9 protein-coding genes are annotated in these 11,488 nt (G+C 66.8%); 6 read left to right on the forward strand and 3 right to left on the reverse strand.

What is annotated here, in order from left to right:
* From NFX52_RS27140 to NFX52_RS27165, 6 genes are all read left to right on the forward strand, one after another.
* On the forward strand, nt 1–686 hold a 686-nt coding region (locus tag NFX52_RS27140), incomplete at its 5' end, for a TetR/AcrR family transcriptional regulator (RefSeq protein WP_252635903.1).
* A gap of 2 nt (nt 687–688) precedes the next feature.
* Nucleotides 689–1,876, forward strand: a complete 1,188-nt coding sequence (locus NFX52_RS27145; protein ID WP_055401743.1) for an efflux RND transporter periplasmic adaptor subunit — start codon at nt 689–691, stop codon at nt 1,874–1,876.
* Nucleotides 1,877–1,900: 24 nt separating this feature from the next.
* Nucleotides 1,901–5,083 (forward strand): efflux RND transporter permease subunit, encoded by a 3,183-nt coding sequence (locus NFX52_RS27150; protein ID WP_055401745.1) that lies wholly within the window; start codon nt 1,901–1,903, stop codon nt 5,081–5,083.
* Nucleotides 5,084–5,124: 41 nt separating this feature from the next.
* A complete protein-coding gene (locus tag NFX52_RS27155; RefSeq protein WP_055401747.1) occupies nt 5,125–5,838 on the forward strand; it encodes a protein-L-isoaspartate O-methyltransferase family protein in 714 nt (237 codons plus the stop codon).
* Between the two features lie 31 nt (nt 5,839–5,869).
* Nucleotides 5,870–6,223, forward strand: a complete 354-nt coding sequence (locus NFX52_RS27160; protein WP_055401749.1) for a rhodanese-like domain-containing protein — start codon at nt 5,870–5,872, stop codon at nt 6,221–6,223.
* Nucleotides 6,224–6,340: 117 nt separating this feature from the next.
* A complete protein-coding gene (locus tag NFX52_RS27165; RefSeq protein WP_055401751.1) occupies nt 6,341–7,675 on the forward strand; it encodes a TolC family outer membrane protein in 1,335 nt (444 codons plus the stop codon).
* Nucleotides 7,676–7,727: 52 nt separating this feature from the next.
* On the opposite strand, the gene NFX52_RS27170 is transcribed toward NFX52_RS27165, so the two are convergent.
* Genes NFX52_RS27170 through NFX52_RS27180 form a run of 3 tightly spaced genes read right to left on the reverse strand, consistent with a single transcriptional unit; the run spans nt 7,728 to nt 11,346 of the window.
* Nucleotides 7,728–9,101 (reverse strand): 3-deoxy-D-manno-octulosonic acid transferase, encoded by a 1,374-nt coding sequence (locus NFX52_RS27170; RefSeq protein ID WP_055401753.1) that lies wholly within the window; start codon nt 9,099–9,101, stop codon nt 7,728–7,730.
* Between the two features lie 20 nt (nt 9,102–9,121).
* Nucleotides 9,122–9,898 (reverse strand): carbon-nitrogen hydrolase family protein, encoded by a 777-nt coding sequence (locus tag NFX52_RS27175; RefSeq protein ID WP_055401755.1) that lies wholly within the window; start codon nt 9,896–9,898, stop codon nt 9,122–9,124.
* A 59-nt stretch (nt 9,899–9,957) separates the two neighbouring features.
* Complete coding sequence (locus NFX52_RS27180; RefSeq protein ID WP_055401757.1) at nt 9,958–11,346, reverse strand: phosphomannomutase/phosphoglucomutase; 1,389 nt, start codon at nt 11,344–11,346, stop codon at nt 9,958–9,960.
* Nucleotides 11,347–11,488: the final 142 nt, after the last annotated feature.

Here is an 11,488-nt window from a genome sequence, read left to right on the forward strand (position 1 = left end):
GCACCAAACGCGAGCGCCGCAAGGAAGCCCGCCCGGGTGAGCTGCTGGAGGCCGCGCTGGACCTGTTTGTCGAAAAAGGGTTTGCCGCGACACGGGTGGATGAAGTGGCGGCCCGTGCAGGCGTCTCCAAGGGCACGTTGTTTTTGTATTTCCCCAGCAAGGAAGAGCTTTTCAAGGCGGTGGTGCGCCAGAACATCGCGGGCCGTTTTGAAGAGTGGCGGGATGAGCTGGATTCCTTTGTGGGCACCACCAGCGATCTGCTGCGGTACTGCTACCAGGTGTGGTGGGAGCGCATAGGCGCCACCAAGGCCTCGGGTATCACCAAGCTGATGTTCAGCGAGGCCCAGAATTTCCCGGAGATCACCGAGTTCTACCAGCAGGAGGTGATTCTGCCGGGGCAGGCGCTGATCCGCCGCATCGTCGAACGCGGCATCGAGCGCGGCGAATTCCGCCCCGTGCCACTGGACTACATCGTGCATGTGGTTCTGGCGCCCATGATCTTCCTCATGATGTGGAAGCACTCGGTGGGGGCCTGCATTCCAGACTCGCTGGGCCTGCGGCCTGAGTTGTACATCGATGCCCAGATCGACAATGTGCTGAACGGGCTGCTGGTGCGGCCCGACCCTTCTTCTCCCGTGCCCTCCCCCTCTCACACTTTTTCTGCGCCGCCCTCACGCGGCTCCTGACCATGAAACGCTGGATTCCCTGGATGGTGGCAGCCGTCGTTGTTGTCTTGCTCGGCGGCGGCGTGTGGCGGGCCATGGCGGCGCGGCAGGCGCAGCAAAAGGCATTGGCCGAAACCACGGCCCAGCGCGCCCAGGCGCCGCTGCATCTGGCAGCCCAAGAGGTGTTGCCGGTGCGGCGGCAGAACCTGGCGCTTGGCGTGCCCGTATCGGGCGCCTTGCGGGCGGTGGACTCGGCCATGGTCAAGGCGCGCGTGGGCGGTGAGTTGCAGGGGCTGACGGTGCGCGAAGGCGACAGCGTGAAGGCCGGGCAGGAAGTGGCCCGCATCGACCCCACCGAAGCCCGCGCCCGCCTGCGCCAGGCGCAGCAGCAGGCCGACGCCGCCAAAGCCCAGGTGGATATCAACCAGCGCCAGTACACCAACAACCGCGCGCTGGTGGACCAGGGCTTTATCTCGGCCACGGCACTGGTCACCTCGCAAGCCAGCCTCGAATCTGCGCAGTCCAACCACCAGGCCGCAATGGCCGCCGCTGATGTGGCCCGCAAGGCGCTGGAGGACACCGTGCTCAAGAGCCCCATCAGCGGGCTGGTGGCGCAGCGCCTGGCCCAGCCGGGCGAGCGCGTGGCAGTGGACGCCCGCATCATCGAGGTGGTGGACCTGTCGCGGCTCGAGCTGGAAGCGCTGCTCAACCCGGCGGATTCCGTGGCGGTGCAGGTGGGCCAGAAGGCGCAGCTCACCATTGAGGGCATGCCAGCCCCGGTGCCTGCCACCGTGGTGCGCATCAACCCCAGCGCCCAGGCAGGCAGCCGCACGGTGCCCGTCTACCTGCGGGTAGAGCAAGCCCCCGGCGCCACGCCGCTGCGGCAAGGCCTGTTTGTGCAGGGAACGCTCGATACTGGGCGGGCCGATGTGCTGGCCGTGCCGCTGGACGCCGTGCGCACCGACAAGCCCGCCCCCTACCTCCAAACCTTGAAAGATGGCCGCGTGGTCTATGCACCCGTCAAGACCGGCACCCGCGCGGTGGTGGGCGGCCAGACCCTGGTGGCGGTCGAAGGTGTGCCCGAAGGCACGGTGGTGATTGCGGGCCGGATCGGCCTGCTGCGCGAGGGCACGGCCGTGGCGGTGGCTGCATCAGCTGCGACAGCCGCTGCTGCACCTGCATTGGCAGCGGCATCCCGCGCTGCTCCCTGATCACTCTGACTACCCCGACCCGCCATGTGGTTCACCAAAGTCAGCCTCAAAAACCCCGTGTTCGCCACGATGGTGATGCTTGCCATCGTCGTGCTGGGCCTGTTCTCCTACCAGCGCCTGAAGGTTGACCAGTTCCCCAACATCGACTTCCCGGTGGTGGTGGTCACCGTGGACTACCCCGGTGCGTCGCCGGAAATCGTCGAGAGCGAAGTCACCAAGAAGATCGAGGAAGGCGTCAACTCGATTGCAGGCATCAACGCCCTGACCTCGCGCAGCTACGAAGGCACGGCCGTTGTCATCATCGAGTTTCAGCTCCACATCGACGGCCGCAAGGCCGCCGAGGATGTGCGCGAAAAGGTGGCCACTGTGCGCCCCCTGCTGCGCACCGAGGTCAAGGAACCCCGCGTGCTGCGCTTTGACCCGGCCAGTCGCGCCGTGTGGTCGCTGGCGGTGTTGCCGGACGAAAAATCTGGCCGCAGTGCTGTCGAGCTGACCACCTGGGCCGAGCAGATTCTGAAGAAACGCCTGGAGAACGTGCGCGGCGTGGGCGCCGTGAACCTGGTGGGCGCCACCAAGCGCGAGATCAACATCTACCTGAACCCGCAGGCGCTCGAAGCGTTTGGCGTGACCCCCGACCAAGTGGCGCAGGCCGTGCGCAACGAGAACCAGGACCTGCCCGTGGGCTCCATCCGGTCCCTGGCGCAGGAGCGCGTGGTGCAGATCGACGCCCGCATGGAACGCCCCGAAGACTTTGGCAAGATCATCGTGGCCCGCAAGAATGGAGCGCCGGTCCGGTTGGACCAGGTCGCCCGCGTGAACGACGGCGCGCAGGAGGTGGAGAGTCTGGCCCTGTACAACGGCCAGCGCACGCTGCTGCTGTCAGTGCAGAAGTCGCAGGGCGAAAACACCATCGAGGTGGTGGACGGCCTGAACGCCGCTGTGGTGGAGCTGAAGAACCAGCTGCCCCCCGGCGTTCGGCTGGAGACCATTGGAGACAGCGCCCGCCCTATCCGCGTGGCGGTGAACAACGTGCGCCAGACATTGATCGAGGGGGCCATCCTCACGGTGCTGATCGTGTTCCTGTTCCTGAACTCCTGGCGCTCCACCGTGATCACCGGGCTGACGCTGCCGATTGCGCTGATCGGCACGTTCCTGTTCATGAACATGTTCGGCTTCACCATCAACATGATCACGCTGATGGCGCTAAGCCTGTGCGTGGGCCTGTTGATCGACGATGCCATCGTGGTGCGCGAGAACATCGTGCGCCACGTGCAGATGGGCAAAGGTGCCTACGCAGCCGCCATGGATGGCACGCAGGAGATTGGCCTGGCGGTGCTGGCCACCACGCTGTCCATCGTGGCGGTGTTCATGCCCATTGGCTTCATGGGCGGCATCATCGGCAAGTTTTTCCACGAGTTCGGCATCACCATCGTGGCGGCTGTGATGATCTCGATGTTTGTGAGCTTCACGCTCGACCCCATGCTGTCGAGCATCTGGCACGACCCGAGCATCCATGCCCACGGCCAGAAGATCGAGCCCGTCACCTTCTACGACAAGACCATTGGCCGCGTCACGGGCTGGTTCGACCGTGCCACCGATGCATTGGCCGAGGGCTACCAGCGCATCCTGCGGTGGTCGCTGGTGCACAAGCTGACCACCATGGCGATTGCGCTGGCCATCTTTGTGCTGAGCATCTTCATGGTGCCGCTGTTGGGCACCGAGTTCGTGCCCAAGGCCGACTTCTCCGAAACCTCGCTCAATTTCTACACCCCCGTGGGTTCGTCGCTGGAGGCCACCGAGGCCAAGGCACAACAGGTGGAGGGCATCCTGCGCGAGATGCCGGAGGTGCGCTACACACTGGCCACCATCAACACCGGCAGCGCCCAGGGCAAGATCTACGCCAACATCTACGTGCGCCTGGTGGACCGCAAGGACCGCAGCCGCAGCGTGGACCAGATGTCCGACGTGCTGCGGGAACGCCTCAAGACCGTGCCCGGCATCACCATCACCCACGTGGGCCTGCTGGACGCCGTGGGCGGCAACAAGCAGGTGGAGTTCTCGCTGCAAGGCCCCGACCTGCAGGAGCTGGAGCGCCTGACCAAGGTGGTCACCGAAAAAATCCGCGACATTCCCGGGCTTGTGGACCTGGACACCAGCGCCAAGCCCAACAAGCCGGTGATCGCCCTGGAGGTCAAGCGCGACGTGGCGTCGGACCTGGGCCTGTCGGTGGCGCCCATGGCAGCATCGCTGCGCACCCTGGTGGCAGGCACCACGGTGGGCAACTGGCGTGCCCCCGATGACCAGACCTACGATGTGAACGTGCGCCTGGCCCCCGAAGCCCGCACCCAGCCCGCCGACCTGGAGCGCCTGCCCTTTGCCCTGGCGGCCACCGACGGCACTACGCGCATCGTGCGCCTGAACCAGGTAGCGAGCGTGACCGAATCCACCGGCGCCAACCAGATCAACCGCCGCGACCTGACCCGCGAAGTGGCGGTGAACGCCAACGTGGCAAAGCGCTCGGCCGGTGAAGTGTCGAACGACATCAAGAAGGCGCTGGAGGAAGTGAGCTTCCCGCCCGGCTATCGCTACCAGTTCAGCGGCTCCACCAAGAACATGGCCGAGTCCTTTGGCTATGCCATTTCGGCGCTGGCCATGGCGATCATCTTCATCTACATGATCCTGGCGAGCCAGTTCAAGAGCTTCTTGCAGCCGCTGGCGCTCATGACCTCGCTGCCGCTTACGCTGATTGGCGTGGTGCTGGCGCTGTTGATGTTCCGCTCCACGCTGTCGATGTTCTCCATCATTGGCGTGGTGATGCTGATGGGGCTGGTCACCAAAAACGCCATCTTGCTGGTGGACTTTGCCATCCGTGCCCGCGAGGAGCATGTGAACGACCAGGGCCAGACCGTGCCCGGCCTGCCCCGTGCCGACGCCTTGCTGCTGGCCGCCCGGGTGCGGCTGCGCCCGATTCTGATGACCACTCTGGCCATGATCTTCGGCATGGTGCCACTGGCGTTCGCGTTGTCCGAAGGCTCGGAGCAGCGCGCGCCCATGGGCCAGGCTGTGATTGGCGGGGTCATTACCTCTTCCCTCTTGACCCTGGTGGTGGTGCCGGTGGTGTATTGCTACATGGACGACTTGGCCCAGTGGGCCCTTCGCAAGATGGGACGCGCCCCGGCAGCGCCTAAAATCGAAGGTTTGTCCTGATCGTCCCGATCGGCCTTGCATCTGCCCCACGGAGAAATCCCATGAACCTGCCCCTGAACACGTCCGCCAACATCAGCGACCCTATTGCCCAGGCCCGCTACAACATGATCGAGCAGCAGATCCGCCCCTGGAATGTGCTCGACGCTGACGTGCTCGATCTGCTGGCGGTGGTCCGCCGTGAAGACTTTGTGCCCCCGGCCTACCGCAGCCTGGCCTTCATGGACATCGAAGTGCCCCTGCTGGGCAACGACGCCGAAGAAGCCGTGCGCCTGGGCCACAGCATGCTGCAGCCGCGCGTCGAGGCACGCATCCTGCAAGACCTGCGCATTTTGCCGACCGACCGCGTGCTCGAAATCGGTGCAGGTTCGGGCTACATGGCCGCCCTGCTGGCCGCCCGCGCCGAGCGTGTGGTGTCGCTCGAAATCAACCCCGAACTCGCCGAAATGGCCCGTGAGAACCTGCGCGACGCGGGTGTTCAAAACGCCGATGTGCGCCTGAATGACGGCGCCCGCGACGCCATTCCCGATGGCCCGTTCGACGTGATCGTACTCAGCGGCTCGGTGGCCGAAGTGCCCACCTCCCTGCTTGCGCTGCTGCGTGACGGCGGCCGCCTGGGCGCCATCGTGGGGAGCGAGCCCGTGATGCGTTTCACCCTGACCCGCCGCACCGGCGACCGTTTCGAAACCACCTCGCCCTGGGACACCATCGCCCCGCGCCTGGTGAACTTCCCGGAACCTTCCGGCTTTACGTTCTGACCCTGTTGTTCGGCTTTCTTCGGAGTTCTGCATGATCGATCACGTCCGCCCCGCCCAGCTGTCTGCCTGGTTTGCCGCCGCACCCGAAGGCAGCCAGCCCCTGGTGCTGGACGTGCGCGAACCCTGGGAGCTGCAGACCGCCAGCGTGCGCGCCGACGGGTTTGAGCTGGTGGCCATCCCCATGGGCGAGTTGCCCGCGCGGCTGGCCGAGCTGGAGCCCGCCCGCCAGGCGCAACGTCCTATTGCCTGCCTGTGCCACCACGGCGCCCGCAGCCTGCGCGTGGCCTCGTTCTTGCAGCACCACGGGTTCGAGCATCTGGCCAACATCACCGGCGGTATTGACGCCTGGTCGCACGAAAGCGATCCGGCAGTGCCGCGCTACTGACGCCCTTTGTGGTTGATGGACCGTTGTTGATGGACCGCACTTGCCGCGCCCATGCCCCAGTGCTGCCCGCCGCTGCCCACCCCGATTCGATTCGCAGACTCTTCCGAAGGACCCCCAATGACACCGTTTAGGCCCCTGTCCCTGTCCATCCTGTCCCTGGCGCTGGGCGCAGCGCTGTGTGCGCCGGCCCAGGCCCAAAGCCTGCTGCAGCTGGTGGAATCGGCCCGCACCTATGACACGGCCTGGCAGTCGGCGCGCGCACAGCTGGACGCCGCAGCCCGCAAGGCCGACCAGGCCCGCGCCGGCCTGCTGCCTTCCGCCGCACTCACCGGGGGCCTCACCCGCTCCAACGTGGAGCTGAGCAAACCCAAGATCGAGAACACCGGCACGGCACAGACCGTGGGTGTCAATGCCTCCCAGCCGCTGTACCGGCCTGCCAATCGCATCACGCTGGAACAAGGTCAGCGCGGCGTGGATGTGGCCCAGGCCCAGCTGGATGCCGCCACCCAAGACCTGCTGGTGCGGGTGAGCCAGGCTTACTTCGACGTGCTGGCTGCGCAAGACACCCTGACCTTTGTGCAGGCCCAGAAGGCCGCCGTGTCCGAGCAACTGGCCGCCGCCAAGCGCAATTTCGAGGTCGGCACCACCACGGTGACCGATTCGCGTGAAGCCCAGGCCCGCTACGACCTGGTGATTGCCCAGGAGATCGCCGCCGAGAACGACCTGCGCGTCAAGCGCCTGGCGCTGGACCAGCTGGTCGGCATCGCCGGCACCAAGCCGCAGCCCCTGGCACTGCCGGTGCAACTGCCTGGCGTAGTGCCGGACAACCTTGCCACCTGGGTGGACACCGCCCGCGACCAGCAGCCCGGCGTGCGCCAGGCCGCCATTGCGCTGGACATTGCGCGGCTGGAGACCAAAAAAGCCGAAACCGGGCACCTGCCCACGGTGGACCTGCAGGCGGGCTACAACGTCACGCGCAACCTGCACGGCACCATCATCTCGCCCGGCGTCACGGCCCGCAGCAATGCCGCCAGCGTGGGCGTGGCACTGAACCTCCCCCTGTTTGCAGGCTTTGCCGTGCAAAACCGCGTGAAGGAAACCCTGGCCCTCGAAACCAAGGCCGAGGCCGACCTCGAAACCGCCCGCCGCAACGTGGCCCAGGCCACGCGCGCGGCGTTCTACGGCGTGCAGTCCGGCCAGGGCCAGGTGCAGGCCCTGGAAGCGGCCGAAGCCTCCAGCCAGAGCGCGCTGGACGCCAACAAGCTGGGCTACCAGGTGGGTGTGCGCATCAACATCGACGTGCTCAACGCCCAAAGCCAGCTCTACCAGACCAAGCGTGACCTGGCCCAGGCCCGCTACAACGTGCTTCTGGGCGGGCTCAAGCTGCGCCAGGCGGCAGGCACGCTGTCGCAGCAGGACATCGAAGCGGTCAACGCACTGCTGGCCAAGTAGTTGATCCTTGCACCCCGCGCCGGGGTGCATCCCGTGCCCGAATTGCTGAGGCCTAGTGCAGGCCGCCCTCGGGCTGCACCAGCGCCACAATCGCACGCGCCGTGGCCTGCGCAGCCCCTCGGTGCGTGGCGGCAAACCGGGTGGCCCGCTCGCTGGCCTGTTCATGGGCGCGGGCGTCCCCCGCCAGCGCTGCAGCCTGTGCCATTCCTTGTGCCAGGTCGGGCACCCGCTGTGCCGCCCCCGCCGCGCACGCCAGTTCGGCCGCCTCGGCAAAGTTGAAGGTGTGCGGGCCCAGCACCACCGGGCAACCGCAGGCGGCGGCCTCGATCAGGTTCTGGCCGCCCAGTGGGGCGAAACTCCCGCCCAGCAAAGCCACATCGGCCAGGCCGTAATACAACGCCATTTCGCCGATCGAGTCCCCCAGCCACACGTCAGCGGCCGCAGGTGCCGCCGCCCAGGTGCTGCGGCGCGACACCGACAGGCCGGCCCGCTGCAGCAGCTGGTGGACCTCGTCAAACCGCTGCGGGTGGCGCGGCACGATGAGCCATTGCACGGGGGGAAAATCGTCGCCAGATGCTTCACTATTGATAGCTGCCAAGGCATGATCCACTAGCGCTTGGGGCGATTTTTGCCGTATTTCCTGGATCTGCTCCAGCCACATGGCCTCCTCGCCCTCGCGGCTGCTGGCCAGCAAGACCACCGGGCGGCCGGTGCGCGCGCGCCACTCGCGGCCCCGCTCCAGCAGCTGTGCGTCGGGCACCACGTCAAACTTGAGGTTGCCCAGCACACCACGCACCGGCGCGCCCATGGCCGCGAGCCGCGTGGCGTCTTCCTGCGTCTGGGCCCAGACTGCCGTCAGGCCGCCATACGCAGGACGTGCCAGGGCTGACAGGCGCTGCGCCTTGCGCAGCGATATCTCGTTGAAGCGCGCATTGGCCAGCACCAGCGGAATGCGCCGCTGTCGGCAGCCCGCCACCAGGTTGGGCCACACCTCGGTTTCCATCAGGATGCCGATGGCCGGGCGGAACTTGCGCAAAAACCGACCCACGGCGCCCGGCGTGTCCCAGGGCTGCCACACCTGCACATCGCCCGGCAGCAGCAGCTTTTCGCCCTCGGCCCGCCCGGTGGCCGTGCCGTGGGTGAGCAGCAGGCGCATGCCCGGAAGCTGCTCACGCAACTGGGCCAGCAAGATGGCGGCGGCGCGGGTTTCGCCCAGCGACACGGCGTGGACCCAGACGAACTGGCCTATCGGATCAACGCTGTGGTGCGACACCATGCTGTCCATGGGCACCGGATACCGGCCAAAACGCTCGTCCACCGCATGGGCATAGCCAGGTTCGGCCACGGCGCGGCGGCGCAGCTTGCGGCGCAGCAAGGGCTGCGCGCACCAGATCACCAGCGAATACAGGGCGCGGGCAGCGTTCATGCGGGGGATCGTTCAGCGGATCAGCCGACCAGCTCCACCACCCCGCCCGTCCAGCCGCTGTCGCCCCGTGCCGCCCACACCAGGCTGGGGCTGTCACCGGGCGCGGCTGCCACGCAGTGGCCACCGGGTGCCCAGAAGGCACTGCGACCCGCGCTCACGTAGCCGCCAGAGGGTCCGCTGTAGTTGGCCACCAGCACTGCCATGTCGTGGTCGCGGGCATAGCCTTGCAGCAGAGCCGATTCGGCCCCATAGGCCTTCTCGGAAATCAGCACGCCCGCCGCGTAGAGCGCGGCGCCCGCATTGCTGGCGGCCATTGCGTGTTCGGGATGGGTGATGTCGGCACACACGGCCAGCGCCGTAGGTTCACCGGCCAGCAACAGCACCTGGGCGTCGTCGGTGCCAGCACTGGCGAACCGCTCCTCGCTCGGGTGCAGGTGGCGCTTGCGGTACAGCGCCACACTGCCGTCGGCCCCGAGCACCCAGGCGCCAATGGCGGGCAAGGCGCCCGCCACCACCGGCGCAGCCGGGGCGCCCACCACCAGGGTGATGCCATGTTGCTGGGCAGACTGCCTCAACGGAGCCAGAGCGGGATGGTCGGCCGACAGCACGTTGGCCGCCAGCAGGTTCGGTTCATACCCCGTGAGCGACAGCTCGGGAAACACCAGCACCAGCACACGTTCGTGCACCGCCGTCCGCACAAAGGCCAGGTGCGTTTGCACGTTGCGCGCCACATCACCCGGCGCCGAGGGCGACTGGGCAGCGGCAACACGCAAGGGGGTGGACAGTGACGGTTTCATGCGGGGCGGTTCAACAACAAATACAGAAAGAGGGGCGCGGCGGGTTCGACGATACGGCGTCAGTGGCTGGCGGCGCCCACGTGCGCATCGGGCTTGACCCGGTGCAGCAGGGCCAGCATGGCCGCTTCGATGCGGGCCAGGGCCTCGGTGGTGTGGCCCTCAAAGCGCAGCACCAGCACCGGCGTGGTGTTGCTGGCGCGGATCAGACCAAAACCGTCGGGCCAGTCCACGCGCAGGCCATCGATGGTGCTGATCTGCGAGGGCGCGGCAAAGGTCTCTGCAGCCAGGGCCTGCAGCTCGGCCGTGAGGCGGTGGGGTTCGCCCTCGGCGCAGGCCACGTTCAGCTCGGGGGTGGAGAAACTGGTGGGCAGCGCGTTGAGCACGGCGCTCGGGTCGGTGGACTTGCTCAGGATTTCCAGCAGGCGGCAGCCCGCGTAGGTGCCGTCGTCAAAACCATACCAGCGCTCCTTGAAGAAGATGTGGCCGCTCATCTCGCCGCCCAGCGGGGAGTGGGTCTCCTTCATGCGGGCCTTGATGAGCGAGTGGCCGGTCTTGAACATCACCGGCACGCCGCCAGCGGCCGCAATGGCAGGCGCCAGGCGCTGGGTGCACTTCACGTCGAAGATGATCTCGCCGCCGGGCACGCGCGAGAGCACGTCTTGCGCAAACAGCATCATCTGGCGGTCGGGAAAGATGTTGGTGCCGTCCTTGGTCACGATCCCTAAGCGGTCGCCGTCGCCGTCAAACGCCAGGCCCAGCTCGGCGTCGCTGGCCTTCAGGGCCTCGATCAAATCACGCAGGTTCTCGGGCTTGCTCGGGTCGGGGTGGTGGTTGGGGAAGTTGCCATCCACCTCGGAGAACAGCTCGATCACTTCGCAGCCCAGGGCGCGGAAGATGTCCGGTGCCGAGGCGCCCGCGATGCCGTTGCCGCAGTCCACCACGATCTTGATCGGGCGGGCCAGTTTCACATCGCCCACGATGCGTTCGCGGTACGCGGGCAGCACGTCCACATGGCGCACCGAGCCGCCGGGCAGCAGCTGCCAGGTTTCCTGCTCCATGGTGCGGCGAAGCTGCTGGATTTCTTCGCCATAGATGGCGCGGCCGTTCAGCACCATCTTGAAACCGTTGTAGTCCCTGGGGTTGTGGCTGCCGGTGACCTGGATGCCGCTGGCACACAGCGTGCTGGCTGCAAAGTACAGCAGCGGCGTGGTCACCAGGCCCACATCGATCACCTCAATGCCCGCCTCCACCAGCCCCTGGATCAGCGCACCCGAGATGGCCGGGCCCGACAGGCGCCCGTCGCGCCCCACCGCCACGGTGGTCTGCCCCTCGGCGCGGGCTGCCGTGCCAAAGGCCCGGCCCAGGCCGAGCGCAACTTCTTCGTTGAGCGTGGACGGCACAATGCCGCGGATATCGTAGGCTTTGAAAATGGCGGGTGTGGGCTGCACGCAGGGGCCTTTCGCGTAGGGAGTTGGGCTGTTTTCGGAAGTCCGCTGCATTGTAGGCGCGCCCTCCGGGGGTACTGGGCGCAAACCCTCGCGTTGGGCTGAGGCACATGTCCGAAAACGGCCAGTGAAAACACCCCCGGCT

This window comes from Acidovorax facilis (genome assembly GCF_023913775.1).
Taxonomy (GTDB): domain Bacteria; phylum Pseudomonadota; class Gammaproteobacteria; order Burkholderiales; family Burkholderiaceae_C; genus Acidovorax; species Acidovorax facilis.